The following is a 26,613-nucleotide window of genomic DNA, read 5'->3' on the forward strand; positions in this document are numbered from 1 at the left end:
TAGAATCAATTTTGAAAAAATTACAACGCACTGATTATTAATGATTTTATTTTTAAAAAATCAATTAAGGCCCGTCAGAGGTTTATTATTTACGCTTTTTTAACGCACAAAGAGATGACAAAAAAGGCACACACTTATCCGTGTTTTTAATGCACTGATAATGACACTAAAGTGCAATCCTTTCATTTACCCCGCCAGGACGCGTCTATTCTTCGGATTATTTTTTTCTCACCATCGTAAACTTTTACGTTGAGAGGCCGATAAGAGTCCTGAACTACTTTCGTATTTTAAGGAAAATATGCATGGCTACTATCAGTAACCTCGGGATAGGTTCTGCAGGACTCGGGGATTTATATAATCAGTTGGAAGCGGCAGAGAAAACCAAGCTGACGACGATTACTTCCCAGCAATCAACGTATAACGCACAGTTAAGCGCTTACGGCAAGCTGCAGAGCGCCATGACATCGCTGCAGACTGCGACCGCTGCACTGGGTAAAGCTACCACCTGGAACTCAACGTCCGTTAGCAGCACCAACACGGCCTTTACCGCCACGACAACGGCTGACGCGTCCGTGGGTTCCTTTGTTGTCAACGTCAACCAGGTCGCAAAGGCGCAGGCCCTCACTACCGGTTCCTATGCTAACAACACGGACCTGCTGGGCGATACGACAGGTACAACGCGTAAAATCACCATCACCCAGCCGGGCACAAAAACGCCTTTAGAGGTCACCCTGGCAGATGGCGATACGTCGCTGGCCGGGATCGCCAGCGCCATTAATAAAGCGAACGGCAACGTCACCGCCAGCGTCATTAAAGCGAAAGACGGTGATTACCGCCTGATGCTGTCATCAAAAACCACCGGTACGGATGGTGCGATGACGGTAAGCGTTACCGGCGACGCCAAGCTGCAAAGCGCCATTGGCTACGACTCAACCACCAAAACGGGCGCGCTGACGGTGAACACCGACGCGCAGAACGCGATTGTGGTGGTGAACAACATCTCCATCGAGCGTCAGTCTAATACCATTACCGATGCGCTGCCTGGGGTAACCTTCTCGGTGAAGGCCGAAAGCAAAGCCGATGAAACCCTTGAGGTTTCACGCGCAACGGATGCGAACCAGAAGGCGATCACGGACTGGGTTACAGCGTACAACTCGCTGCAGTCCACCATTAACAGCCTGACCAAGTATGTTCCGGTCGATGCCGGCTCTGGCAGCCAGTCTACCAGCAACGGCGCGCTGGTCGGTGATGCGAACGTGCGCGGAGTTCAGTCTCAGTTGCGCGGCCTGCTGACCGAAGTGCAGACCGGCTCCATTCAGATCATGGCCCAGTTGGGGATTACCCAGGACCCGGTGAAAGGCTCGGACGGTACCGTCGGTAACCTGAAAGTCGATACCGATAAGCTGAAAAAAGCGCTGACCGACAACCCGAACGCCGTACAGCAGTATTTTGTCGGTGACGGAAAGAAAACCGGTATGGCGACCCAGATGAACAACACGCTGACCAACATGCTCAGCACCAGTACCGGCAGCGCCGGGGTGATCCAGAACGCGAAAGACGGGATCAACAAAACGCTGAAGACTCTGGGCGAACGTTACGATGCCATGGATGCTCAAATTGAAGCCACCATGGCGCGTTACAAAACCCAGTTCACCAGTCTGGACGTATTAGTCACCAAAATGACCAGTACAGCCAACTACCTGACCCAACAGTTCTCACAAAAATAGTCGTAGCCTTCAGGAGTGGATATGTATAAGACCTCTGGTGTTCAATCCTATCAGCAGATAGGAGTAGAAAGCGCAGTCATGAATGCCAGTCCACACCAGCTGATTGTCATGTTGTTCGACGGGGCGCATAGCGCCCTTGTTCGCGCGCGTTTGTTCATGGAAGCCGGACAAATTCGTGAGAAAGGCGAAGCCCTGTCCAAAGCCATCAACATCATCGACAACGGTTTAAAAGCAGGACTGAACATGGAGGTTGAGAGCGACTTGTCCGATAATCTTGCCTCCTTGTACGAATATATGGTTCGACGTTTGTTGCTGGCGAATGTCAGTAACGACGTAGACGCAATTGTTGAAGTCGAGGGTTTATTAAACAACATTGCGGATGCGTGGAAGCAAATCGGCCCCAATGCGTCCTCTATTTCAGGATAATTTTTGATGAATAATCCCAGCGCAGCGCTTAGCCACTGGCAGGCGTTACATGCTCAGAGCATTGCTATGCTAAATCTCGCACATTCTGGTCAATGGGATGCGCTTATCGAGCAGGAAATGCATTACGTACAACTGGTGGAAAGGATTTCTCAAACGCCCATCATGTCATGCCCTCCGGCTCAGGTTGAGCAAGCGCGTGCGCTGCTGGAAATGATCCTTGAAAATGAGAATGCGCTAAAGGCACTGCTGAAGGTCCGCATGGACGAACTGCGCAATCTGATTGATCAAACCGGTAAACAGCAATCCATCACGTCTACCTATGGAAAGCTGTCAGGGAATATTCTTTATCCAGAAAGTTTTACCCGCGACACACAACTATGATTTCTTCATCCATACTCCAGAAGTCTGCCAACCGGCTTCTGGAGCAAGGATGATGAAAAACCCCACCCTGTTACAATGTTTTCACTGGTATTACCCTGCTGGCGGTGAATTGTGGCGAGAGGTCACGGCGTTAGCTCCCAATCTTAATGAAATCGGCATCAACATGATCTGGCTGCCGCCCGCCTATAAAGGTGCGTCCGGCGGGTATTCTGTTGGCTATGACTCTTACGACCTGTTCGATCTCGGCGAGTTTGACCAGAAAGGCAGTGTTGCCACGAAATACGGCGACAAAGCGCAGCTGCTGGAGGCCATCGACGCTCTCAAAAGCAACGACATAGCCGTGCTGCTGGACGTGGTGGTCAACCACAAAATGGGCGCCGATGAGAAGGAGTGTGTGCGCGTTCAGCGCGTGAACGAACAGGACCGCACGCAAATCGATGACGAGGTCATTCAGTGCGAAGCCTGGACTCGCTACACCTTCCCCGTACGGGCCGGACAGTATTCGCAGTTCATCTGGGATTACAAATGCTTCAGCGGCGTCGACCACATTGAAAACCCCGATGAAGACGGCATCTTTAAAATCGTCAACGACTACACCGGCGAAGGCTGGAACGATCAGGTTGATGATGAGATGGGCAACTTCGATTACCTGATGGGCGAAAATATCGACTTTCGCAATCACGCCGTGACCGAGGAGATCAAATACTGGGCCCGTTGGGTCATGGAACAGACGCGCTGCGACGGTTTTCGTCTGGACGCCGTCAAGCATATTCCCGCCTGGTTTTACAAAGAGTGGATTGAGCACGTCCAGGAAGTCGCCGACCAGCCGCTGTTTATCGTGGCGGAATACTGGTCCCATGAGGTGGATAAACTGCAGGCCTATATTGACCAGGTCGAAGGCAAAACCATGCTGTTTGATGCCCCCCTGCAGATGAAATTCCACGAGGCGTCACGTCAGGGCCGGGATTACGACATGAGCCAAATCTTCACCGGTACCCTGGTGGAAGCCGACCCCTTTCATGCGGTCACCCTCGTCGCGAACCATGACACTCAGCCTCTGCAGGCGCTCGAAGCGCCGGTCGAGGCCTGGTTCAAGCCGCTGGCCTACGCGCTGATCCTGCTGCGTGAAAATGGCGTGCCGAGCGTCTTTTATCCGGATCTCTTCGGCGCCAGCTATGACGACACGGGAGGCGACGGTGAAACCTACCATATTGATATGCCGGTCATTGAGCAGCTTCACGAGCTGATCCTCGCCCGCCAGCGTTTTGCCCACGGCGTGCAAACGCTGTTTTTCGACCATCCTAACTGCATTGCCTTCAGCCGCAGCGGCACGGAAGACGATCCCGGCTGCGTGGTGGTACTTTCTAACGGCGACGACGGTGAAAAAGTGATTTGCCTGGGTGAAAACTACGGCAACAAAACGTGGCGGGATTTTCTCGGCAATCGCGAAGAAACCATCACTACGGCGGCGGATGGCGAAGGGACGTTTACCTGTAATGGGGGGAGCGTCAGCATTTGGGTAATAGAGGATGCGCTGTAGAACGGGAAACGTGCGGCCTGATGCCCTCACCCCGTCCCTCTCCCACAGGGAGAGGGCGCAAACACCAAAAACGGCAACGAGGTTGCCGTTTTGCGTTTACCCTTAGGGTAGTTTACTCTCCAGCGGATGCTTGCTCAGGTAATCCGCACACTCAACCGTTGGGCGGTCGACCTTCTGCAGCTCCAGCCCGTCGTACTCAAGCGTCGAGCCATCGCGCTCCAGCGGATAGATATCCAGCTTGCGGGTCACGTTGTAATAGCTGTCTGAACGCAGCATGATTTTCCCCGGCACGGCAATTACGCGCAGCCACTGACGGCAGTCCAGCGTGTCGCCCTCCTCCGTCACCACCAGCGTGGCAATCGCCTTCGGGCTGACCATTTTGCTCTGCGGCCCTTTCGACTGCCAGTATCCCGCCAGATGCGCCGGGACAGGATGCTTGATCACGTCGTTATAGTTATCGACCTGAACGCACCCGGTCAGTGCCAGCAGCGCGCCAGCAATTGCTATTTTTTTCATCATCTTTCCTGCATTCGAAGAAAAAAATATTGTGGCATTAAAGCGCTGCGGCTGCCAGCGAAGATCGACAGGTCTTAAACCTGCATCCCCATCACTTCCTGATACGCCGACACCAGCTTGTTACGCACCTGGATCCCCATCTGCAGGGAAACCGAGGCTTTTTGCAAATCGGTCATCACATCATTCAGCGCCACGCCAGGCTCACCGAGGGTGAACTTTTCTGCCTGAGTGCGTGCTGCAGTCTGGGTATCACTGATACGGTCAAGAGCGGCATGCAGTTGCCCTGCGAAGCTGATGCTCGGCTGCTGATCTGCCACATTCTGATTACGGGCCGTCATCGCCGTTGCCTGCAACTGACTGATTACCCCTTCAATACCCTGTATAGCCATGACTTTCCCCTGGATGGTTTTTTACGCGGTCAAGACTAACAGCTTGTCAATAAGATAATGGCGGTAAATAGCGTGAAAAAACCAGGTTATTTGACGCATAGAAAATCACGAATCATCAAATAATGGCAGGGCCATCAATATGGAACTTTTGTCGTGTTTGCCGACCCGGGAGTCAGTTTTGTTTCTCTACACGAATAACGTAAACCACCAGGATTTAAGAGGTGCGCAATGAGTGCAACAGCATCGACAGCGCCGCAGAATAAATCACTCGAGTGGATGAACCGCCTTCGCGCGAATCCTAAAATCCCGTTGATCGTGGCAGGCGCTGCCGCAATTGCGATCCTTGTAGCGATGGTCCTGTGGGCGAAAAGCCCTGATTACCGGACGCTCTACAGCAACCTTTCCGATCAGGATGGCGGCGCCATCGTCACCCAGCTTACCCAGATGAACATCCCTTATCGCTTTGCCGATAATGGCGGTGCGCTTGAGGTACCGGCAGATAAGGTGCACGAACTGCGTCTGCGTCTGGCTCAGCAGGGGCTGCCGAAGGGCGGTGCCGTTGGCTTTGAGCTGCTGGATCAGGAAAAATTCGGTATCAGCCAGTTCAGCGAGCAGGTGAACTACCAGCGTGCGCTGGAAGGTGAACTGGCCCGCACCATTGAAACATTAGGCCCGGTGAAGAGTGCCCGCGTGCACCTTGCGATGCCTAAACCTTCTTTATTTGTCCGTGAACAGAAATCACCTTCGGCTTCCGTTACCGTGAACCTCCAGGCTGGCCGCGCGCTGGACGAAGGGCAAATCAGCGCTGTGACGCATCTCGTCTCCAGCGCCGTCGCCGGTCTGCCGCCGGGTAACGTGACGCTGGTAGACCAAAGTGGTCACCTGCTGACGCAATCCAATACCGCCGGTCGCGATCTGAATGATGCGCAGCTGAAGTATGCCTCCGATGTCGAAAACCGCCTCCAGCGCCGTATTGAAGCCATCCTCGGCCCGGTCGTGGGTAACAGCAACGTGCACGCGCAGGTTACCGCGCAGATCGACTTCGCGAATAAAGAACAAACTGAAGAGCAATACAGCCCGAACGGCGATGCGGCTCAGGCGGTGATGCGTTCACGCCAGATCAATTCGAACGAGCAGGTCGGCGGTGCATACCCAGGCGGCGTGCCGGGCGCACTCTCTAATCAGCCTGCCCCGGCTAACGCGGCGCCGATTTCTACGCCTCCGGCCAATCAGCAGAACGGTCAGCAAAATCAGCAGACCACCTCAACGACCAGCAACGCCGGTCCGCGTACCAGCAGCCGTAACGAAACCACGAACTACGAAGTGGATCGGACGATTCGCCACACTAAACTGAACGTGGGCGATATTCAGCGTCTTTCCGTTGCGGTAGTGGTGAACTACAAAACGCTGGCGGATGGCAAACCGCTGCCGCTGACCGCCGAGCAGATGAAGCAGATTGAAAACCTGACCCGTGAAGCGATGGGTTACTCCGAGAAGCGCGGCGATACCCTCAACGTGGTGAACTCACCGTTCAACTCGGTTGAAGAGACCGGCGGTGAACTGCCGTTCTGGCAACAGCAGGCGTTTATCGATCAGCTGATGTCCGCAGGACGCTGGCTGCTGGTGCTGATTGTCGCGTGGCTGCTGTGGCGTAAGGCCGTTCGTCCGCAGCTTCAGCGTCGTGCTGAAGCCGAAAAAGCGGCTCGCGAACAGATGTCTACGCGTCAGGAAACGGAAGAAGCGGTTGAAGTTCGCCTCAGTAAAGATGAACAGATGCAGCAGCGTCGTGCTAACCAGCGCATGGGCGCTGAGGTCATGAGCCAGCGCATTCGCGAAATGTCAGATAACGATCCGCGCGTCGTGGCGCTGGTCATCCGCCAGTGGATGGGTAACGAACATGAGTAATACGCTTACGGGCACCGATAAAAGCGTCATCCTGTTGATGACCATTGGCGAAGATCGCGCGGCAGAGGTGTTTAAACACCTCTCCCAGCGTGAAGTGCAAATTCTCAGTGCGGCGATGGCCAGCGTGCGTCAAATCTCCAATAAACAGCTGACCGAAGTGCTGTCGGAATTTGAACAGGAAGCCGAACAGTTTGCCGCGCTGAACGTCAACGCCAACGACTACCTGCGTTCCGTGCTGGTCAAGGCGCTCGGCGAAGAGCGTGCCGCCAGCCTGCTGGAAGATATTCTGGAAACGCGCGATACCGCCAGCGGTATCGAAACGCTCAACTTTATGGAACCGCAGAGTGCCGCCGACCTTATTCGCGACGAGCACCCGCAGATTATCGCCACCATCCTTGTCCACCTCAAACGTGGCCAGGCGGCCGATATTCTGGCGCTGTTCGAAGAACGCCTGCGCCACGATGTGATGCTGCGTATCGCCACCTTCGGCGGCGTCCAGCCGGCCGCGCTGGCGGAGCTGACCGAAGTGCTGAACAACCTGCTCGACGGTCAGAACCTCAAGCGCAGCAAAATGGGCGGCGTGAGAACGGCGGCGGAAATTATCAACCTGATGAAAACGCAGCAGGAAGAGGCCGTCATTACGGCGGTTCGCGAATTCGACGGCGAGCTGGCACAGAAAATCATCGACGAGATGTTCCTGTTCGAAAACCTCGTGGAAGTGGACGACCGCAGCATCCAGCGACTGCTCCAGGAAGTGGATTCCGAGTCGCTGCTTATCGCCCTCAAAGGTGCCGAGCAGCCGCTGCGCGAGAAGTTCCTGCGCAACATGTCTCAGCGTGCGGCCGATATCCTGCGCGACGACCTTGCCAACCGCGGCCCGGTTCGTCTGTCTCAGGTGGAAAACGAACAGAAAGCCATTCTGCTTATTGTTCGTCGTCTGGCGGAAACCGGCGAGATGGTGATTGGCAGCGGAGACGACACTTATGTCTAATGAGCTGCCGTGGAAGCGCTGGACGCCGGACGATCTGGCCCCTCCCCTCTCCGAGTTCACGCCAGCCGTGATACCGACCGAGGAGCGTGATCCGGGCGTCGAGCAGCCCGAGCTGAGCGAAGAGGAGCAGCAGGCACAGATGCTGGCTCAGCTGCAAATGCAGGCGCACGAGCAGGGCTATAATGCCGGTCTGAACGAAGGCCGGCAGAAAGGCCACGACCTTGGCTATCAGGAAGGTCTGGCGAAAGGATTAGAGCACGGCATCGATCAGGCGCGCCAGCAGCAGGCGCCGATCCATGCCCGCATGCAGCAGCTGGTCAGCGAGTTCCAGCACACGCTGGACGCGCTGGACAGCGTGATTGCCTCGCGACTGATGCAGATGGCGCTGGAAGCCGCGCGTCAGGTTATCGGCCAGACGCCCGTGGTGGATAACACTGCGCTGATAAAACAAATTCAGGGTCTGCTTCAGCAGGAGCCGCTGTTCAGCGGGAAGCCTCAGCTGCGCGTCCATCCGGACGATCTGCAGCGCGTTGAAGAAAGCCTGGGGGCGACGCTAAACCTGCACGGCTGGCGTCTGCGCGGCGACCCGTCGCTACATCACGGCGGCTGCAAAGTCTCTGCCGACGAAGGTGACCTGGATGCCAGCGTCGCCACCCGCTGGCAGGAACTGTGCCGCCTGGCGGCACCGGGAGTCGTCTGATGACTGCGCGCCTCACCCGCTGGCTCACCACGCTCGACAACTTTGAAACGAAGATGGCGCAACTGCCGTCCGTTCGTCGTTATGGGCGACTGACTCGCGCCACCGGTCTGGTTCTGGAGGCCACCGGCCTGCAGCTTCCGCTGGGCGCGACCTGCGTCATTGAGCGTCAGGATGGTCTGGAAACGCGTGAAGTTGAAAGCGAAGTGGTCGGGTTTAACGGCCAGCGTCTGTTCCTGATGCCGCTTGAAGAGGTGGAAGGCATTCTGCCCGGCGCGCGCGTGTATGCCAAAAACATTTCTGGCGACGGGCTGCAAAGCGGGAAGCAGCTGCCGCTTGGCCCTGCCCTGCTGGGCCGCGTGCTGGACGGCAGCGGTAAACCGCTCGACGGGCTTCCCTCTCCGGACACCACCGAAACCGGCGCGCTGATCACCCAGCCGTTCAACCCCCTGCAGCGTACCCCTATCGAACATGTGCTGGACACCGGCGTGCGCCCGATTAACGCCCTGCTGACCGTGGGACGTGGGCAGCGTATGGGCCTGTTCGCCGGGTCAGGCGTGGGTAAATCCGTCCTGCTCGGCATGATGGCGCGCTATACCCAGGCCGATGTGATCGTCGTGGGGCTGATCGGCGAACGTGGTCGTGAAGTAAAAGACTTTATTGAAAACATTCTGGGTGCGGAAGGCCGCGCCCGTTCGGTGGTTATCGCCGCGCCGGCGGACGTGTCGCCGCTGCTGCGCATGCAGGGTGCAGCGTATGCCACCCGTATTGCCGAAGATTTCAGGGACCGCGGCAAGCACGTGCTGCTGATCATGGATTCCCTGACCCGTTACGCGATGGCGCAGCGTGAAATCGCGCTGGCCATCGGTGAACCACCGGCGACCAAAGGCTACCCGCCTTCGGTATTCGCCAAGCTCCCTGCCCTGGTTGAGCGCGCGGGGAACGGCATCACCGGCGGCGGCTCCATCACCGCGTTCTATACGGTACTGACGGAAGGCGATGACCAGCAGGACCCGATTGCCGACTCCGCGCGCGCGATCCTTGACGGTCATATTGTTCTGTCGCGTCGTCTGGCCGAAGCCGGGCACTATCCGGCCATTGATATTGAAGCCTCTATCAGCCGCGCAATGACGGCGCTGATAACCGAGAAGCACTACGCCCGCGTGCGTAACTTCAAACAACTCCTCTCCAGCTTCCAGCGCAACCGCGATCTGGTCAGCGTGGGGGCGTATGCCAAAGGCAGCGACCCGATGCTCGACAAAGCGATTAGCCTGTGGCCGCAGCTGGAGGCATTTTTGCAACAAGGCATTTTTGAACGCGCCGACTGGGAAGATTCAATTCAGGCACTGGAGCTGATTTTCCCGCAGGTGTAACACAGGTGGAGGGCGAAGGTCATGGCGCAAAACAGCGCGTTATCAACGCTGAAAGATCTGGCTGAAAAAGAAGTTGATGATGCCGCATTGCAGCTTGGCGCAATGCGACGCGGGTGCCAGCAGGCTGAAGAACAGTTGAAGATGTTGATCGACTATCAGCATGAATATCGCACCAACCTCAATACCGATATGACACAGGGCATTGGAAGCCAGCGCTGGATTAACTATCAACAGTTTATCCAGACGCTGGAGAAGGCGATAGATCAGCATCGCCAGCAGCTTAACCAGTGGACCCAGAAAGTCGATACCGCGCTGAATTTCTGGCGTGAGAAGAAGCAGCGGCTGCAGGCCTGGCAGGCTTTACAGGACCGACAGATCGCGGCAACGACCCTGGCGGAAAACCGTCTGGATCAGAAGAAAATGGATGAGTTTGCCCAGCGCGCATCAATGAGGAAACCGGAATGATCACACTGCAACAACTGCTGATGAGCGACAGCGACCTGTCAGGCGGCACGCTAACGGGGAAAGGCACCGACGGTGCACAGGACTTTCTCTCTCTGCTGGCGGGCGCCCTGTCGGACGCAACGGGCAAGGGCAAAGATGCGCCGCTGACCCTGGCCGATCTGAAAGCCGCTGGCAGTAAACTGTCAAAGGTGGCTCAGGACGCCAAAGGGGATACCACCCTGCAGGCCAAAATTGCCGACCTGCTTTCGCGCCAAACCGCGCTGAATGGCGATGAAACCTCGCCCGTCACGCCGCTTGATACGCTGGTTTCCGGGCTGGTGCCGCTGTCTAAGGGCGACGCGCTGAAGACCCTCAATGCGGCAAGCAAGGATGACGGTAAAAGCGAGCTGAGCGAAGAAGAGCTGGCCGGATTAAGCGCGCTGATGGCGATGCTGCCGCACCAGCAAACTACCGCCTCTCGCGCGGCAGGCAGTGACGGCGTATCCGCCACCTCAACGCTGAATTCCGCGGCGCTTTCGCACAATGGCGCGGGCCAACCGTCCCTGAACGCGCTTCCGGGAAGCCATGATAAAGCGCAGAGTTCTGTGCCTTATCAGAGCCAGGTGAAAAATAACGACCCGGCCCTGTCGGGCAACGCGCTGGCAACCCCGGCCGTGGCCGCGGCGGCAGAGAAGCAGGAGCTCGCCAGCTCTTCCTCTTCAGCCTCCCCAACGGCCACCCTGGCACCGATTATGTCCAGCCATGCGACCAGTCAGACGGCCGCCACCGTCGCCACCGCGCCGGTGTTAAGCCAGCCTCTGGGAACCCACGAATGGCAGCAATCCCTGAGCCAGCACATCACTCTGTTCACTAAGCAGGGCCAGCAGACGGCAGAGCTGCGTCTGCACCCGGAAGATCTGGGTCAGGTGCAAATTTCGCTCAAGCTGGATGATAACCAGGCGCAGCTGCAGATGGTCTCTGCGCACAGCCACGTCCGCGCGGCACTGGAAGCCGCGCTGCCGGTACTGCGGACCTCGCTGGCGGAGAACGGCATTCAGCTTTCACAGAGCAGCGTCAGCAGCGAGAGCTTCGCCGGGCAGCAGCAGTCTTCATCCCAGCAGCAGCACCAGGCTTCGCGTTCCGGCAACACCGGCGGTTTTAATGAAGAGAGCGATGAACTACTGCCTGTCCCTGCCGCCCTGCAATCCGCAGCGCGCGGTAACAGTGCCGTAGACATCTTCGCCTAAACGCCAGAGGTAGCGTGATTATCCCCGTCTTTTCCACGCTTTGACGACAGCAGGACACGGGATAATCACCTTATTAAGCTGTACCGAAACAGGAAGCTCGTATCAGATGACTGACTCCGCTATCACCAAAAAAAGTAAGCGTTCCATCTGGATCCCGCTGCTGGTGTTGATCACGCTCGCCGCCTGCGCTACCGCGGGCTATAGTTACTGGCGTATGCAGCAGGAACCTACCACCGCTGCAGCCAAAGCTGAAGCGCCACCTCCGCCGGCACCCGTGTTTTTCCCGCTGGATACCTTCACCGTCAACCTGGGTGATGCGGATCGCGTGCTTTATGTTGGCATTACGCTGCGCCTGAAAGATGAAGCCACCCGTTCACGTCTGAACGATTACCTTCCAGAAGTGCGCAGCAGACTTCTGCTGCTGTTCTCTCGTCAGGACGCTTCGGCGCTGGCCACCGATGTGGGTAAGCAAAAGCTGGTCGACGCTATTAAACAAACGCTGGCGACCCCGCTGGTAAACGGCCAACCTAAGCAGGAAGTCACTGACGTTCTGTATACAGCATTCATTCTGCGGTAACGACATGGGCGACAGTATTCTTTCTCAGGCAGAAATCGATGCGCTGCTCAACGGCGACAGCGATAACAATGATGATCCTAAACCGGGTATTGGCGGCGATAGCGATATTCGTCCCTATGACCCGAATACCCAGCGTCGCGTGGTACGTGAACGTCTGCAGGCGCTGGAGATCATTAACGAACGTTTTGCACGTCAGTTCCGTATGGGGCTGTTTAACCTGCTGCGTCGTAGCCCGGATATCACGGTCGGTGCGATCCGCATTCAGCCGTATCATGAGTTTGCCCGCAACCTGCCGGTGCCAACCAACCTTAACCTGATTCATCTGAAGCCGCTGCGCGGCACCGGTCTGGTGGTGTTTTCGCCAAGCCTGGTGTTCATCGCGGTGGATAACCTGTTCGGCGGCGACGGGCGTTTCCCGACCAAAGTAGAAGGTCGTGAATTCACCCATACCGAACAGCGCGTCATTAACCGCATGCTGAAGCTGGCGCTGGAGTCATACAGCGACGCGTGGAAAGCGATTAACCCGCTGGAAGTGGAGTACGTCCGTTCTGAGATGCAGGTGAAATTTACCAATATCACCACCTCCCCGAACGATATCGTCGTTAACACCCCGTTCCACGTGGAGATCGGTAACCTGACCGGCGAGTTCAACATCTGCCTGCCGTTCAGCATGATCGAACCGCTGCGCGAGCTGCTGGTTAACCCGCCGCTGGAGAACTCCCGCAACGAAGACCAGAACTGGCGTGAAAACCTGGTCCGCCAGGTCCAGCATTCGCAGCTTGAGCTGGTGGCGAGCTTCGCCGATATCCCGCTGCGGTTATCTCAGATCCTGAAATTACAACCCGGCGATGTTTTGCCGATAGAAAAACCCGACCGCATTATTGCCCATGTGGATGGTGTCCCCGTGCTGACAAGCCAGTACGGCACGATTAACGGTCAGTATGCGTTACGCGTTGAGCACTTGATCAACCCGATTTTGAATTCGCTGAATGAGGAACAGCCCAAATGAGTGACATGAACAATCCGTCCGATGAAAACAGCGGAGCACTGGACGATCTGTGGGCTGACGCGTTAAACGAGCAAAAAGCACCCCCGGCCAAAAGTGCTGCGGATGCCGTATTCCAGCAGCTCGGCGGCGGTGATGTCAGCGGCACGCTGCAGGACATCGACCTGATTATGGATATCCCGGTTAAGCTGACCGTTGAGCTGGGACGCACCCGTATGACCATTAAGGAGCTGCTGCGCCTGACGCAGGGTTCCGTGGTGGCCCTTGACGGTCTGGCCGGCGAGCCGCTGGATATTCTGATCAACGGCTATCTGATTGCCCAGGGTGAAGTGGTGGTGGTTGCCGATAAATACGGCGTACGTATCACCGACATCATTACCCCGTCTGAACGTATGCGTCGTCTGAGCCGTTAAGCATGAAAACCCAGGCAACAATATCACAGCCTTCTGCCGTTCCCGGCTCGCCGCTGCTCCAGGTGAGCGGGGCATTGTTCGGTATTATTGCCTTTATCCTTATCGCCGCCTGGCTGGCGAAGCGCTTTGGCCTGGCGGGTAAAACCGCCGGTGCCCGCGGCCTGAAGGTCAGCGCCAGCACCACGCTGGGGCCACGCGAACGCGTGGTCATCGTCGAGGTGGACGACGCGCGCCTGGTCCTGGGCGTCACGGCCTCAAACATCAGCGTATTACATAAGCTGCCGCCCGCCCCTGCTGTGGTGGACGAGCGCGCAGACGCCCCTGCGGATTTTCAGTCCGTCATGAAGAGTTTGCTTAAGCGTTCCGGGAGATCCTGATGCGCCGTTTGTTATCCCTGACGCTCGCGGGCGTTGGCCTGTTTGCTCCCGCGGTTTATGCACAGCTGCCCGGTCTGGTCTCAACCCCTCTCGCGGGCGGCGGACAAAGCTGGTCCCTTCCGGTCCAGACGCTGGTTTTCATCACCTCGCTGACGTTTATTCCGGCCATCCTGCTGATGATGACCAGCTTCACCCGCATCATCATCGTCTTTGGTCTGCTGCGAAACGCGCTGGGAACCCCTTCCGCACCGCCAAACCAGGTTCTGCTTGGGCTGGCGCTGTTTTTGACCTTTTTCATTATGTCGCCGGTGATCGATAAGATTTATACCGACGCCTACCAGCCGTTCAGCGAAGACAAAATCTCCATGCAGGAGGCGCTGGATAAAGGCGCCCAGCCGCTGCGAGAATTTATGCTGCGCCAGACGCGCGAAGCCGACCTGGCCCTCTTTGCCCGCCTGTCCAACACCGGCGAGCTGCAGGGACCGGAATCAGTGCCAATGCGTATTCTTCTGCCTGCCTATGTCACCAGCGAGCTGAAAACCGCGTTCCAGATTGGCTTTACCATCTTTATTCCCTTCCTGATTATCGACCTGGTGATCGCCAGCGTCCTGATGGCGCTCGGGATGATGATGGTGCCGCCCGCGACCATTGCCCTGCCCTTTAAGATCATGCTCTTTGTTCTGGTCGACGGCTGGCAGCTGCTGGTCAGTTCGCTGGCGCAGAGTTTCTACAGTTAAGGAACGGTAATGACACCCGAATCGGTCATGATGATGGGCACGGAAGCGATGAAAATCGCGATTGCCGTTGCCGCGCCGCTGCTGCTTGTCGCGCTGGTTACCGGTCTGATTATCAGTATTCTGCAGGCCGCCACGCAGATTAACGAAATGACGCTGTCGTTCATCCCGAAAATCATCGCCGTGTTCGTGGCGATTATCGTCGCCGGGCCGTGGATGCTGAACCTGTTGCTGGACTATATGCGCAACCTGTTTACCAATCTGCCGTACATCATCGGCTGACCTGACGATGCTGCACTTCACCAGCGACCAGTGGGTTCAGTGGCTCGGCGTCTATCTCTGGCCGATGCTGCGCATCATGGCGCTGATCTCCACCGCCCCTATTCTCAGTGAGAAATCGATACCCAAGCGCGTCAAGGTGGGGCTGGGTATTATCATCTCCATTATCGTTGCGCCCTCTCTTCCCCCCGTGGATATTCCGATCTTCTCGGCGAACGCGGTGTGGGTGGCCCTGCAGCAGGTGATGATTGGCGTCGCCGTCGGCTTTACCATGCAGCTCGCCTTTGCCGCGGTGCGTACCGCAGGGGAGCTGATCGGCCTGCAGATGGGGCTATCGTTCGCCACGTTTGTTGATCCCGGCAGTCATCTCAACATGCCCGTGCTGGCGCGCATTATCGATCTGCTCGCCATGCTGCTGTTCCTGTCGCTCAACGGCCATCTGTGGCTTATCTCCATGCTGGTGGATACGTTCCATACGCTGCCGATTGGCGAAAATCCGGTGAACAGCAACGCCTTTCTGGCGCTCACTCGCGCTGCGGGGCTGATATTCCTGAACGGGCTGATGCTGGCGCTGCCAATCATCACCCTGCTGCTGACCGTCAACCTGGCATTAGGTTTACTCAACCGAATGGCACCGCAGCTTTCGGTGTTTGTCATCGGTTTTCCGCTGACGCTGACGGTGGGAATTTTATTAATGTCATTGCTGATGCCACTTATCGCTCCCTTCTGTGAACATTTATTCGGCGAGATATTCAACCTGTTAGCGGATATTGTCAGCGAACTGCCACGTAAATAATAGCCCGCACTGTTGCTACTGTCTTTCTGAGGATATTCCTAAAATAAAACGCGAAAAACATCTTCCAGGATATATCTGACGCGGTTTAATTGTTTCTAACCATCTCACAATACTTAATATTTACTTTACTTTAAGAAGATTCCTGGCAAATTATACGTAACTTTACGGGATAGTGAGTCCGCCTGAAAGTCTTTGTCATGCTCACAGGTTTATTATTTTTTTCCATCCCGTATGGCTGTTTTGAGCTCTCAGGCAGATGGTGAATTATCGTTACGCATTGAGTGAGGGTATGCCATGTCAACGATCATTATGGATTTATGCAGCTACACCCGGCTAGGGTTAACCGGGTACCTGGCAAGCAGAGGGGTAAGAAAGAGAGACATCAACGATGCACACACCGTTGACGAACTCGCAGCCGCTTGTGACGAACTAAAACCAGGCGTGGTGTTTATTAATGAGGACTGTTTCATTCACGATCCAGCCAACAGTCAGCACATTAAGCAAATCATTAATCAGCATCCAAAAACCCTGTTTATTGTTTTTATGGCGATCGCGAATATCCATTTCGATGAGTATTTGTTGGTCCGTAAAAATTTATTGATTAGTTCTAAATCGATTAAACCCGAGTCGCTGGATGACATTCTGGGTGATTATTTGAATAAAGAAGTTAAGAATGTAGGAGCGGTTAACTTACCCACCCTATCATTAAGCAGGACTGAATCAAGTATGCTGCGAATGTGGATGGCGGGACAAGGAACTATTCAGATCTCGGACCAGATGAATATTAAAGCGAAAACCGTTTCATCTCACAAAGGAAATATTAAAAGGAAAATTAAAACGCATAATAAGCAAGTGATCTACCACGTGGTACGCCTGACCGATAATGTGACGAACGGGATTTTCGTCAACATGCGTTAGTCCCTTAAGACCCTGTGCACCCTACCTTTGATCTCTGGCCTGGCCAGAGATTTTTGCTTCTGTGAGGTTGTCGGGCACGCGCTGTGCTACCCGACGCCGTGCTAGTCTGCCTTCTCTACAAAAATGCCGTCCGGATGCCCCAGTTCGTTAAAAAACCAGATGCCGAGCGGGTAGTCTTCGAGTGATACCAGATACATTGTGCCTTCGCTAAACTCTTCAATTGCCAGCACCACACCCGGGCGGCGCGGCCCACCGTCCGTTTTAACCGTTACCCGATCGTTGACCTTCATACATTCCTCCTCTGGTTTTGAGCCAGTGTAGAACAAAACGCAAAAACGCACATCGCCGCCCGGTGTGAATGGCGTTTTTATGCACAGTCTATACTTACCGTTGGACACGGTTGAATGAGGAACCCCGTAATGAAGACCGATAAAGAGTACAGCGACACCATCAAGCGCGAAGTCGAGGTGGATGTCGATGCCCTGCTGGCCGCCATCAATGAGATCAGTGAGTCGGAAGTCCGCCGGACGGACGACAATTCGGACCGCGTCATTGTCAACGGAAGGGATTATCACACCTATCGTGAGCTGGCCGAGGCCTTCGAGCTTGATATTCACGACTTTAGCGTGTCTGAAGCCAATCGGTAGGCCGAAAAAAATCCCGGTCATGGGGATGGCCGGGATCAAAACTTGCTTATGCAAGAAGCACTTGAAAATTCGTTACACCAGGAAATCTGATGTACACGCCACACTATCCCCAACGAATTTGTCTGACAAGCATATATTCTTATGATGAATATAATATTTTTAACATAATGCTTTTTGTTATGAGCAATAACACACGCCGAATGCGGGTTTGCCAGGGAATACTCTCATTTCTCCTGTTAACAATTCGGTTATTTTTTAGGAATTTTCTTAGATTGAGGCGAAGCCGTTACCAGGAGTCACTATGCCTTCACTGCGGGATAAATTGCTGATTTTTTCGGACCTGGATGGCTCGTTGCTGGATATTCATACCTATGAGTGGCAACCCGCCATGCCATGGCTGGACAGGCTGCTGGATAACCAGATACCGGTCATTCTCTGCAGCAGCAAAACCGCGGCAGAGATGCTGGATATCCAGCAGGATCTGGGGCTGGAAGGCTTGCCTTTTATTGCCGAGAACGGCGCGGTGATTCAGCCCGACGTGCGTTGGGACAAGGTTCAGCGCCAGATCAGGGGGATGACGCACCGGGATATTCGCCCGCGGCTCGAGCAAATTCGCCTGCAGACGGGCTTTAAATTCACCACCTTTGACGACGTGGATGAGCATGTCATCAGCGAGTGGACCGGACTGACGCGCTACCGTTCGGCGCTTGCCCGCAAGCATGAAGCGTCCGTCACGCTCATCTGGCGCGATACCGACGAGAAAATGGTCCAGTTTGAAGAGGAGCTGGCGCACAGCGGCCTGAAGTGTCTGCAGGGGGCGCGCTTCTGGCACATTCTGGACGCCCGCTGTGGCAAGGACGTTGCGGTTAACTGGCTGATTGCGCAGTACCGCGAGCAGGAAGAGATCGAACCCACCACGCTGGGGCTCGGCGACGGCCCTAACGATGCGCCGCTGCTCGACAGCGTTGACTTCGCGGTGGTGATTAAGGGCATTAACCGCCAGGGCATCACGCTACGGGATGATAACCCCGCCCGGGTTTATCACACCCGGCAGCCCGGCCCCGCGGGCTGGCAGGAGGGGCTGGATCACTTCCTGTCCTAATCCCGCCAGACGACCCGGTTACGGCCGCACTGTTTGGCCTGGTACAGCCGGGCGTCCGCCACGGACTGCAGCTGCTCAAACTCATAGTTACCCGCTTCATCCGCGCTGCTGACCCCCAGCGAGGCGCTGATGCGCAGAGTCGTGCTCTTCTTCACCAGGATCTCCTTGCTGTCGATCCGGCAGCGAATGCGGTCCGCGACGCTTCTCGCCTCCTCCAGACCAATCCCCGGCAGGACAACGCAAAACTCTTCCCCGCCTACGCGCCCTGCCACGTCATTCTTGCGTAGCGCGCTGGCAATCAGCCCTGCCGTGTGGGAGAGGACTTTATCACCGGCCTGATGGCCGAAACGGTCGTTGATGTTTTTAAAATGGTCGAGGTCGATCTGAATCACCGAGAACGGCAGCGACTGCTGGCGACAGGTTTCCGCCAGCAATTTTGCGCGGTCGAACAGCGCGCCGCGGTTATTCAGCCGGGTAAGCGGGTCATGCCAGGCCTGCCACTGGAGCGAGTGCTGAAGCGTGTACATGTTACTCACCATCCGACGGATCACCAGCCACGAGATCAATAGCATGGCGGTAAAGAGCGCCCACAGCAGCGCCAGCACGATGCTGATGCTGCCGAAGTCGTCCTGTACCCCTTCATGCAGGGTGTGGATCCGCAGGACAACGCCATCGAAGTGATCGAGCCGCTCCCAGCTAACAAAACGGCTTCCGAGGCGGATCCCGCCGCCGGTCGCGTGCTCAATCGCCTGCGCAATCTGCGCCGTTTCGCGTTCGTCAAAATGGTTAACCGCGTTTCCCGCGTGGACTGAGGTGGCAATCATATTGAGCCGGGTATCGTACAGCTGATACTCCCCTTCCGTTCGGTCTTCCGTCGCATCGGCCAGCAGTCGCTGCATCGTGCTCAGCGTAAAATCCATCGCCACGACGCCATACCAGTAATGATCGAAATAGATGGGGACGCTGGCGGTGATCGTCCGTTCATCATTGGTCCAGGATGAAGGGGTAGAGATAAACCAGCGCACCGCGCGAGCGCGATTGTTCCGTTCTGACTGCTGGGTAAACCAGGACTGCGTGACCAGATGATAATAGCGGGAGGTAATATCACCCGCCTGGTCAGGCGTATCCGTGGAAATGAAAAATCCGGCGCGGGACACGTAGATCACGCGCGCTTCCGTTTGCGCTCTCGACGACGCCAGCCTGAGCAAATACCCCACTTCGAGCGTGGCAGAAATTTCGTGGCTGAGGCGTTCAGCGTCACGATTCAGAAGCGTGGTTTTTTCAACGAACGCATCCGAAACCCCGTTAATGGGAAGGGTGCGTTTTTTATCAACGGCAAGCTGCCAGGTGGGGAGCATGCGGACGGTGTTAAAGCGTGACACCGCATCCTTTAAGACATCAAAGGCCAGCGGCGTCTGGATCGCATCACCCATGCCCTGACGGAACAGCAGCATCCTGTCCACGCTGTTCTGTAACTGCCTGTCCAGCGAACTGGCCACCGTATCCAGATGGTTACGCTGGCTGGAGATATACGCCTCTTCGAGGACCACCACCTCACGCCAGGTCAGGAGAGTGGAAAACACCAGAACGACCAGAAAACAGACATTAACAATCAACCCCGGATTGCTACGCTTATGCAGCCATTGCAAAAATGATTGTCTTACAACAAAGGTATCGCGCTGCACACACTCTCCATGATCACTGCCTTACACCCGGTACTTGAGATAAAAACGCCCGGCAAAGCCGGGCGTTATGTGATTAAGCCTTGTCCCGCTTGTGCTGCCCGTCCCCCGGCTGAAGCTCATCTTCACGAAATGCTTCCCGCTTGATGCTATAGCCATCGTGCCAACGACATTCCACCATTCCGCTGGAATACCCGGTGACAATCATACGTGGGCCGCCCTTCTTAGGCTTAACTTCATCACTGACCAAAAAGACCATACCTGCCTCCTGTATCAGGGTGAAACTGTTTCAATTTAGACGAGGAATGGTCTTTTTGCATCCCACAGCGGGTAACAATTAGTGCGACGCGCCGCGTACTTTTTCAACCAGCTTCACCGCCGCGACCACGATAGCGCCAATAATAAAGCCCAGCACCAGATTCAGCAGCGTCGGCAGAATCGCCGCGACAACGGCTCCCTGCGCCGAGGAGAAATGTTCGATAGCATGGTGCAGCGGAGCGATACCGTGAACCACGATCCCGCCGCCCACCAGGAACATCGCCAGCGTGCCCACCACCGACAAACTCTTCATCAGCCACGGGGCCAGCACCAGCAGGCTTTTGCCGATGCCTCTTGCCACCGCGCTCGATTTCTCCTCCAGCCAGTAGCCGATATCATCTAGCTTCACGATCAGTCCCACCAGGCCGTAGACGCCGACGGTGACCAGAATGGCGATGCCGGAGAGGATCAGGACCTGGTTCAGGAGCGGCGCGTCAGACACGATGCCCAGCGTAATGGCGACAATCTCTGCGGACAGGATAAAGTCGGTCCGAATGGCGCCTTTGACCTTATCGCGCTCGAAGGTTTTCGGATCCTGCGCGGCCAGCGCTTCAAGACGCTGCTGGCGCATCTCCGGCGTATCGCTCTCCTTGCGCGCGCTGAAGGAGTGCAGAACCTTCTCCACGCCCTCGAAGCAGAGGAATGCCCCGCCAATCATCAGCAGCGGCGTGATGGCCCAGGGAATAAAGGCGCTGATCAGCAGCGCCAGCGGCACCAGAATCACCTTATTCAGGAAGGAGCCTTTTGCTACCCCCCATACCACCGGCAGTTCACGGTTAGCCCTTACCCCACTCACCTGTTGGGCGTTAAGCGATAAATCATCTCCCAGCACGCCTGCGGTTTTTTTCGCCGCCAGTTTACCCATCACTGAAATGTCATCCAGTAAGGTGGCAATATCATCCAGCAATGTTAATAAGCTACTTCCTGCCAAAATCTTAATCCTTCATTTTTTGGTAATTAGGTGAATAGTATGGAGCAAAAGCGCAAACCCGGAAACAGGCACCTCACGTCAACAAAAAATTCACATCAGCTACACAATTAAAGGGCTCGCCAGCACGATAGTTTTCGCGTTTACTATCAGCGACCTTTTTATTTCGTCGTGAGGGATTATGCGTTTCCGGCAATTGCTACCGCTCATTGGGGCACTCTTTTCGCTGTACATCATCTGGGGTTCAACCTACTTTGTCATTCGCATCGGCGTGGAAAGCTGGCCCCCACTGATGATGGCGGGCATCCGCTTCCTCTCGGCTGGCGTGCTGCTGCTGGCCTTCCTGCTGCTGCGCGGGCACAAGCTTCCCCCACTGCGCCCGATGCTGAATGCCGCCCTGATCGGCCTGCTGCTGCTGGCGGTGGGAAATGGCTTTGTCACGATTGCCGAGCACCAGGACGTACCGTCCGGGATCGCCGCCGTGGTCGTTGCCACCGTACCGCTGTTTACCCTCTGCTTTAGCCGTCTTTTCGGTATCCGTACCCGCAAACTGGAATGGCTGGGGATTGGTATTGGCCTGGCCGGGATCATTCTGCTAAATAGCGGCGGTAACCTGAGCGGGAATCCGTGGGGCGCCGTCATCATCCTGATTGGCTCGATGAGCTGGGCGTTTGGTTCCGTCTACGGTTCGCGTATCGAACTGCCGGCCGGCATGATGGCGGGGGCGATTGAGATGCTTGCCGCCGGGATCGTGCTGCTGCTCGCCTCCACGCTGACGGGAGAAAAGCTGACGACCCTTCCGCCATTGTCGGGCTTTCTGGCGGTAGGCTACCTGGCGCTGTTCGGCTCTATCATCGCCATTAACGCCTACATGTTCCTGATCCGCAACGTCTCCCCGGCTGTCGCCACCAGCTATGCCTACGTCAATCCGGTCGTGGCCGTGCTGCTCGGAACGGGATTGGGGGGAGAAACGCTCTCTTCCGTTGAATGGCTGGCATTAGGGGTGATTGTTTTTGCCGTCGTGCTGGTCACCCTGGGCAAATATTTACTGCCCGCAAAACCGGTGGTCACGCCTTGCGAGGTGGAGAAACCTTAAGCTGGTGAATTCCCTGCGTGTCGATCTGCGCTGTCTGGCCGCCGCCGCAGATCCACTCTTCCAGCCGTTCGGTCAGATCGGCATCGTTCAGTTTTAATCTGCCTCTCAGCGCGCACTCCCAGACGATCAGCACCCGCCAGCCCTGCGCAATCAGCGCGCTCAGGTCCCGGCTGTCGCGCTCGACGTTTTTGCCAATTTTATCCAGCCAGAAATCGGTGCGCGTCGCGGGGACTTTAAACAGGTAGCAGTCGTGGTGGTGCCAGAAACAGCCGTGGGTAAAGATGATGCACTGCCAGGCGTCGATGACGAAATCCGGCCGGCCCGCAAGCGCGGGATCCTGCACGCGGAAATCAAAGCCCGCCTGCGTCAGCAGCCCGGCCAGGCGCTTTTCGATGGCGGTGTCACGCGTGCCGATGGCACGCATGTTTTTGCTGCGCGTCGCCTTATCGTGAACATCCGTCATTGACGGCCTCACCCTGACGGAGTGCCACCGCCTGTCTGATGCGCGAGGCCAGCAGCTTGGCCACCGCCGCGAACGCGGGAACCACCACCGAATTACCGAACTGGCGGTACGCCTGGGTGTCCGACACCGGAATGCGGAAGCGGTAGCCCTGCGGGGTCTCAAATCCCATCAGCCGGGCGCATTCCCGCGGCGTTAAGCGTCGCGGACGGTGACGCTGGTTATGCGGATCGTCGAAATCTTTTTCACCCAGCGCCTTGTCCCAGCCCCTGTCGATCAGGATTTCCGCGCCGTCTTTGTAGTAGCGAGCAGACAGCGTGCGGGTCACGCTGTGCGGATCGTTGGGGTTTACCATCCCAAAACCGAAGCCGTTGCCCTTCGCCTGATGTTTCTTGGCGTAGCGGTAGAGGTATTTCCACAGCACCGGGGTCAGGATAAATTTCGCGTCAACGACCGGCTCCAGCAGGTCGGCCACGGTTGGACGCCGCTCGGGATACAGAGACGGAATGTCCCGAAGGGTGAAATCTCCCTTGAGATTGAGATCGCGGCGGAAACCCACCAGCACGATACGTTCACGATGCTGGGGCAGAAAATGTTTCCCATCAATGATTTTGGGATCGTCCGCGCCCATGTCCTGGGAATCGGCCACGTCATAACCCAGCTCATCCAGCGTTTGCATGATAATGCGGAAGGTTTTTCCACCGTCGTGGCTCTTTAGATTTTTGACGTTTTCCAGCACAAAGATGGCCGGACGGCAGGCGTCGATGATGCGCGCCACATCAAAAAACAGCGTTCCCTGGGTATCGCAGGCAAAGCCGTGGGCGCGTCCGAGGGCATTCTTTTTGGAGACACCGGCCAGCGAGAAGGGCTGACACGGGAAGCCTGCCAGCAGCACGTCATGCGCCGGGATCGTCTGGCGAATGTGCTCGGCGGCGTGTTCATCCGTTACGCCGCTTTTATGGCTCAGGGTCACATCGCGGATATCCGCGTTGAAATGATGCTCGCGCGGATCGCAGTACCAGTTGGCCTTGTAGGTCCTTACGGCATGTTTGTTCCACTCGCTGGTAAACACGCACTGCCCGCCGATAGCTTCAAAACCGTGCCGGATGCCGCCGATACCGGCAAACAGATCGATAAAGCGGAAGGCATAGTTTGGGTGCGCGGCAGAAGGACGCGGAAGCAGGTTTTGCAGATAACGAAACTCGCCTTCACTCAGGCGACGCCCTGCGCGCTCGCTGGTCAGCAGACGTTTAAGGATCGCCGGGCTCCAGTGGCTCTCGCCGCGCGCCACCAGCAGATTGGCCAGCGTTTTAGCATCATAGATATCCAACAGCTGGCGCAGTAACGCCTGCACCGTTGCCGTTGATTTCTCAGCCTGCTCAGGCGCGGGCTCTGTCACTGATCGATTTTCCTGCATTCTTTTAACCGGAGAATAAAGACTGGAAACAGATTACCACAGTTCAGTTGCGCAAACTGCGACGGAAGCGGTTCAACACCTGGCTATCCAGCCCGATGCAGTCGCCGCGTAATTCGGCACTGAGTTTCGCCATAAACTGGATCAGGAAATCGGCATTGTGACGTGCCAGCTCGCGGCCCATTTCCGTTTGCATTGTATCAGGCAATCGCAGCAGCTTGGTCTGAAAATGGTCGAGGGCAAACGCACGGTCATTAAGGGTACGCGCATCGGCAAAGGGATCGTCGGCATCAAAAAGCGGCACGCCCAGCGCGCCCGAGACGGCAAAGACGCGCGCCAGGCCGATGGCGCCTAACGCTTCCAGCCGGTCTGCGTCCTGCACAATTTTTGCCTCCATGCTCTGCGGCGCAATCCCAGCGCTGAAGCTGTGCGCCTCGATCGCGTGCGCAACGGCGGCAGCGTGCTCTGGCGGAAAGTCAGGGAAGTCGCGGTGCAAAATATCACCCGTCTTGCGCGCCGCCAGCTGTGATGAACGGCTGCGTTCGGGATGGTTTTTCGGCAGGCTGACAATATCGTGGAAATAGCATGCGGTCAGGATCACCAGCGGCTCCACCGTTTCATTAACCATGATTTTTTGCGCCGTCATCCAGACCCGACGGAAATGCGAAATATCATGAGCGGTATCGTCGGTGCTGTGGTTTTCCTCGAGCCAGCGCTCAAATCTGTGCTGCCACTGGGCAAGATCCATCGTCATATCCTGTTGTTTAAAAGAGCGTGAATTATAACACAGCCAAATTAAACCAATTAAAAAATAGAATTGCGAAATACTTAATAATAATTACATCATATAAATTCAACTAATTAATTCATTAGAAAAATAAAGAGATTAATAGAAATATTTAGCAATATTTCATCGAATTTAATTACATTTATTTTTGAAACTAAATGACATCTCCTGGAATAGTATCGACCCTGTAATTACGGAGGGTGATTACATATATTCATATAAATTATCTTTCAAGGGAATATATAATGAAAAGAAAAGTTCTGGCAATTCTGGTACCCGCGTTATTAATGGCAGGCGCAGCAAATGCGGCTGAGATGTACAACAAGAACGGCAACAAGGTTGACCTGTACGGCAAAGTCGATGCGCGTCACACCTTCTCTGACAACGCTGGCGATGACGGCGACGAAACCTATGTGCAGATTGGTTTCAAAGGCGAAACTCAGATCGCTAACGACCTGATCGGTTACGGCCAGTGGGAATACAAAACCTACGCTAACGATACCGAAGGCGCGGGTGACAAATCGTTTAACCGTCTGGCATACGCTGGCCTGAAATATGGCGAATACGGTTCATTTGATTATGGCCGTAATTACGGCGTCGTGTATGACGTAGAAGCCTGGACCGATATGCTGCCTGTATTTGGCGGTGACTCTTACACCTGGACCGATAACTTCATGAACGGTCGTGCGAACGGTCTGGCAACTTATCGTAACCAGGATTTCTTTGGTCTGGTTGAGGGTCTGAATTTCGCTCTGCAGTATCAGGGCGCGAATGAAGGTGCCAACGCAGATGAAAATCAGGAAGGCACCAAAAACGGTCATAAAGATGTTCGTTTCCAGAACGGCGACGGTTTCGGTATGTCTACCACCTATGACTTCTCTGGCGATCTCTCCGGCCTGAGCCTGGGTGCGGCATACTCTTCATCTGACCGTACCAACGAGCAGGTGGCATACGGTAAAAACTATGAAGGTTTCGGCTTTGCGGCTGGCGATAAAGCGGAAGCCTGGACCGTTGGCGCGAAATACGATGCTCACAGCGTCTACCTGGCGATGATGTATGCGGAAACCCGCAACATGACGCCAATCGGCAACGTTGGTATTGCCAACCAGACTCAGAACTTTGAAGCGGTTGCCCAGTACCAGTTCGACTTCGGTCTGCGTCCTTCCCTGGCATGGGTTTACTCAAAAGGTAAAGACCTGGACGGTAAAGGATTCGATCAGGACCTGGTTAACTACATCGACCTGGGCATGACCTACAGCTTCAACAAAAACTTCTCCACCTATGTTGATTACAAAATCAACATGCTGGATCAGGACGAAGCGCTGTATGACGCATACGGTATTTCCACCGATGACATCGTTGGCATCGGCATGACCTACCAGTTCTAATCCCCAAAATACCAAAGGCCGCAATTGCGGCCTTTTTTACGTCTTAACGGTGTGT

At 55.7% G+C, this 26,613-nt stretch carries 30 protein-coding genes and 1 pseudogene; 22 read left to right on the forward strand and 9 right to left on the reverse strand.

All coding sequences use genetic code 11. The features are described from left to right. The first annotated feature begins 302 nt into the window (after window positions 1-302). Genes fliD through amyA form a run of 4 tightly spaced genes read left to right on the forward strand, consistent with a single transcriptional unit; the run spans window position 303 to window position 4,074 of the window. Window positions 303-1,727 carry a flagellar filament capping protein FliD gene (fliD, locus tag AC2TE5_RS14135; protein WP_484611848.1) on the forward strand — a complete coding sequence of 475 codons (1,425 nt, stop codon included), beginning with the start codon at window positions 303-305 and terminating at the stop codon, window positions 1,725-1,727. A gap of 21 nt (window positions 1,728-1,748) precedes the next feature. Then, window positions 1,749-2,153: a flagellar export chaperone FliS gene (gene fliS / locus AC2TE5_RS14140; protein ID WP_121424269.1), complete on the forward strand. Its 405-nt coding sequence runs from the start codon at window positions 1,749-1,751 to the stop codon at window positions 2,151-2,153. Window positions 2,154-2,159: 6 nt separating this feature from the next. Next, window positions 2,160-2,534 carry a flagella biosynthesis regulatory protein FliT gene (gene fliT, locus AC2TE5_RS14145; protein WP_008500332.1) on the forward strand — a complete coding sequence of 125 codons (375 nt, stop codon included), beginning with the start codon at window positions 2,160-2,162 and terminating at the stop codon, window positions 2,532-2,534. 52 nt (window positions 2,535-2,586) lie between these two features. Continuing rightward, window positions 2,587-4,074, forward strand: a complete 1,488-nt coding sequence (gene amyA, locus AC2TE5_RS14150) for an alpha-amylase (RefSeq protein ID WP_484613345.1) — start codon at window positions 2,587-2,589, stop codon at window positions 4,072-4,074. A gap of 102 nt (window positions 4,075-4,176) precedes the next feature. Here the strand turns inward: amyA and yedD are convergent, their stop codons facing one another. Then, on the reverse strand, window positions 4,177-4,590 hold the full coding sequence (yedD, locus tag AC2TE5_RS14155; RefSeq protein WP_484613346.1) for a lipoprotein YedD: 414 nt from the start codon (window positions 4,588-4,590) through the stop codon (window positions 4,177-4,179). A gap of 74 nt (window positions 4,591-4,664) precedes the next feature. Beyond that, a complete protein-coding gene (fliE, locus tag AC2TE5_RS14160) occupies window positions 4,665-4,979 on the reverse strand; it encodes a flagellar hook-basal body complex protein FliE (protein WP_008500329.1) in 315 nt (104 codons plus the stop codon). A gap of 228 nt (window positions 4,980-5,207) precedes the next feature. Between fliE and fliF the strand changes: the two genes are divergently transcribed. The 14 genes and pseudogenes from fliF to rcsA all read left to right on the forward strand — a co-directional run bounded on the left by fliF (window position 5,208) and on the right by rcsA (window position 16,736). Continuing rightward, window positions 5,208-6,884 carry a flagellar basal-body MS-ring/collar protein FliF gene (fliF, locus tag AC2TE5_RS14165; RefSeq protein WP_213327901.1) on the forward strand — a complete coding sequence of 559 codons (1,677 nt, stop codon included), beginning with the start codon at window positions 5,208-5,210 and terminating at the stop codon, window positions 6,882-6,884. Beyond that, window positions 6,877-7,875 carry a flagellar motor switch protein FliG gene (gene fliG / locus AC2TE5_RS14170; protein ID WP_063143657.1) on the forward strand — a complete coding sequence of 333 codons (999 nt, stop codon included), beginning with the start codon at window positions 6,877-6,879 and terminating at the stop codon, window positions 7,873-7,875. The genes fliF and fliG overlap by 8 nt, the downstream gene beginning before the upstream one ends. Continuing rightward, window positions 7,868-8,575: a flagellar assembly protein FliH gene (gene fliH / locus AC2TE5_RS14175; RefSeq protein WP_484611849.1), complete on the forward strand. Its 708-nt coding sequence runs from the start codon at window positions 7,868-7,870 to the stop codon at window positions 8,573-8,575. Before fliG ends, fliH begins: the two co-directional genes overlap by 8 nt. Next, a complete protein-coding gene (gene fliI / locus AC2TE5_RS14180) occupies window positions 8,575-9,945 on the forward strand; it encodes a flagellar protein export ATPase FliI (RefSeq protein WP_121424279.1) in 1,371 nt (456 codons plus the stop codon). Before fliH ends, fliI begins: the two co-directional genes overlap by 1 nt. A 21-nt stretch (window positions 9,946-9,966) precedes the next feature. After that, window positions 9,967-10,410, forward strand: a complete 444-nt coding sequence (fliJ, locus tag AC2TE5_RS14185) for a flagellar export protein FliJ (RefSeq protein ID WP_048990612.1) — start codon at window positions 9,967-9,969, stop codon at window positions 10,408-10,410. Beyond that, window positions 10,407-11,636, forward strand: a complete 1,230-nt coding sequence (gene fliK / locus AC2TE5_RS14190) for a flagellar hook length control protein FliK (protein WP_484611850.1) — start codon at window positions 10,407-10,409, stop codon at window positions 11,634-11,636. The genes fliJ and fliK overlap by 4 nt, the downstream gene beginning before the upstream one ends. Before the next feature lie 106 nt (window positions 11,637-11,742). Further along, window positions 11,743-12,213 (forward strand): flagellar basal body-associated protein FliL, encoded by a 471-nt coding sequence (gene fliL / locus AC2TE5_RS14195; protein ID WP_023312306.1) that lies wholly within the window; start codon window positions 11,743-11,745, stop codon window positions 12,211-12,213. A 4-nt stretch (window positions 12,214-12,217) separates the two neighbouring features. Then, the gene (gene fliM / locus AC2TE5_RS14200; protein ID WP_023336184.1) at window positions 12,218-13,222 is read left to right on the forward strand and encodes a flagellar motor switch protein FliM; all 1,005 of its coding nucleotides are present in this window, start codon (window positions 12,218-12,220) and stop codon (window positions 13,220-13,222) included. After that, a complete protein-coding gene (gene fliN, locus AC2TE5_RS14205) occupies window positions 13,219-13,632 on the forward strand; it encodes a flagellar motor switch protein FliN (RefSeq protein ID WP_023312308.1) in 414 nt (137 codons plus the stop codon). Before fliM ends, fliN begins: the two co-directional genes overlap by 4 nt. Before the next feature lie 2 nt (window positions 13,633-13,634). Continuing rightward, window positions 13,635-14,009, forward strand: coding sequence for a flagellar biosynthetic protein FliO (fliO, locus tag AC2TE5_RS14210; protein ID WP_121424285.1), 375 nt, complete (start codon window positions 13,635-13,637; stop codon window positions 14,007-14,009). Further along, window positions 14,009-14,746 carry a flagellar type III secretion system pore protein FliP gene (fliP, locus tag AC2TE5_RS14215; RefSeq protein ID WP_024909733.1) on the forward strand — a complete coding sequence of 246 codons (738 nt, stop codon included), beginning with the start codon at window positions 14,009-14,011 and terminating at the stop codon, window positions 14,744-14,746. Before fliO ends, fliP begins: the two co-directional genes overlap by 1 nt. Before the next feature lie 9 nt (window positions 14,747-14,755). Next, window positions 14,756-15,025, forward strand: a complete 270-nt coding sequence (gene fliQ, locus AC2TE5_RS14220) for a flagellar biosynthesis protein FliQ (protein WP_008500315.1) — start codon at window positions 14,756-14,758, stop codon at window positions 15,023-15,025. Between the two features lie 7 nt (window positions 15,026-15,032). Further along, window positions 15,033-15,825, forward strand: a pseudogene (gene fliR, locus AC2TE5_RS14225) (flagellar biosynthetic protein FliR); the annotation flags it as partial. Between the two features lie 287 nt (window positions 15,826-16,112). Beyond that, entirely contained in the window at window positions 16,113-16,736 is a 624-nt protein-coding gene (gene rcsA / locus AC2TE5_RS14230; protein ID WP_008500313.1) for a transcriptional regulator RcsA, read from the forward strand. Between the two features lie 101 nt (window positions 16,737-16,837). Here rcsA and dsrB read toward each other — a convergent pair whose 3' ends face one another. Then, window positions 16,838-17,026: a protein DsrB gene (dsrB, locus tag AC2TE5_RS14235; RefSeq protein WP_008500312.1), complete on the reverse strand. Its 189-nt coding sequence runs from the start codon at window positions 17,024-17,026 to the stop codon at window positions 16,838-16,840. Between the two features lie 129 nt (window positions 17,027-17,155). Here dsrB and yodD point away from each other — a divergent pair, with 129 nt between their 5' ends. Further along, complete coding sequence (yodD, locus tag AC2TE5_RS14240) at window positions 17,156-17,383, forward strand: YodD family peroxide/acid resistance protein (protein ID WP_013097742.1); 228 nt, start codon at window positions 17,156-17,158, stop codon at window positions 17,381-17,383. A gap of 301 nt (window positions 17,384-17,684) precedes the next feature. Next, window positions 17,685-18,485, forward strand: coding sequence for a mannosyl-3-phosphoglycerate phosphatase-related protein (locus tag AC2TE5_RS14245; RefSeq protein ID WP_484611851.1), 801 nt, complete (start codon window positions 17,685-17,687; stop codon window positions 18,483-18,485). On the opposite strand, the gene dgcQ is transcribed toward AC2TE5_RS14245, so the two are convergent. The 3 genes from dgcQ to AC2TE5_RS14260 all read right to left on the reverse strand — a co-directional run bounded on the left by dgcQ (window position 18,482) and on the right by AC2TE5_RS14260 (window position 21,416). Beyond that, a complete protein-coding gene (dgcQ, locus tag AC2TE5_RS14250; protein WP_484611852.1) occupies window positions 18,482-20,170 on the reverse strand; it encodes a cellulose biosynthesis regulator diguanylate cyclase DgcQ in 1,689 nt (562 codons plus the stop codon). The genes AC2TE5_RS14245 and dgcQ overlap by 4 nt on opposite strands. Before the next feature lie 73 nt (window positions 20,171-20,243). Further along, complete coding sequence (locus AC2TE5_RS14255) at window positions 20,244-20,426, reverse strand: YodC family protein (protein ID WP_008500307.1); 183 nt, start codon at window positions 20,424-20,426, stop codon at window positions 20,244-20,246. Window positions 20,427-20,504: 78 nt separating this feature from the next. Then, the gene (locus tag AC2TE5_RS14260; RefSeq protein WP_484611853.1) at window positions 20,505-21,416 is read right to left on the reverse strand and encodes a DUF808 domain-containing protein; all 912 of its coding nucleotides are present in this window, start codon (window positions 21,414-21,416) and stop codon (window positions 20,505-20,507) included. A gap of 178 nt (window positions 21,417-21,594) precedes the next feature. On the opposite strand from AC2TE5_RS14260, the gene yedA reads away from it, so the two are divergent. Continuing rightward, on the forward strand, window positions 21,595-22,509 hold the full coding sequence (gene yedA, locus AC2TE5_RS14265; protein ID WP_484611854.1) for a drug/metabolite exporter YedA: 915 nt from the start codon (window positions 21,595-21,597) through the stop codon (window positions 22,507-22,509). On the opposite strand, the gene AC2TE5_RS14270 is transcribed toward yedA, so the two are convergent. The 3 genes from AC2TE5_RS14270 to AC2TE5_RS14280 all read right to left on the reverse strand — a co-directional run bounded on the left by AC2TE5_RS14270 (window position 22,481) and on the right by AC2TE5_RS14280 (window position 25,131). Beyond that, window positions 22,481-22,972, reverse strand: a complete 492-nt coding sequence (locus AC2TE5_RS14270) for a very short patch repair endonuclease (protein WP_484611855.1) — start codon at window positions 22,970-22,972, stop codon at window positions 22,481-22,483. The genes yedA and AC2TE5_RS14270 overlap by 29 nt on opposite strands. After that, window positions 22,953-24,368 (reverse strand): DNA cytosine methyltransferase, encoded by a 1,416-nt coding sequence (locus AC2TE5_RS14275; RefSeq protein ID WP_484611856.1) that lies wholly within the window; start codon window positions 24,366-24,368, stop codon window positions 22,953-22,955. Before AC2TE5_RS14275 ends, AC2TE5_RS14270 begins: the two co-directional genes overlap by 20 nt. Window positions 24,369-24,429: 61 nt before the next feature. After that, on the reverse strand, window positions 24,430-25,131 hold the full coding sequence (locus tag AC2TE5_RS14280; protein WP_484611857.1) for a phosphohydrolase: 702 nt from the start codon (window positions 25,129-25,131) through the stop codon (window positions 24,430-24,432). Window positions 25,132-25,415: 284 nt separating this feature from the next. Between AC2TE5_RS14280 and ompC the strand changes: the two genes are divergently transcribed. Next, complete coding sequence (ompC, locus tag AC2TE5_RS14285) at window positions 25,416-26,558, forward strand: porin OmpC (protein WP_484611858.1); 1,143 nt, start codon at window positions 25,416-25,418, stop codon at window positions 26,556-26,558. Window positions 26,559-26,613 lie beyond the last annotated feature (55 nt).

It is taken from the genome of Enterobacter sp. N5-15 (genome assembly GCF_057221635.1).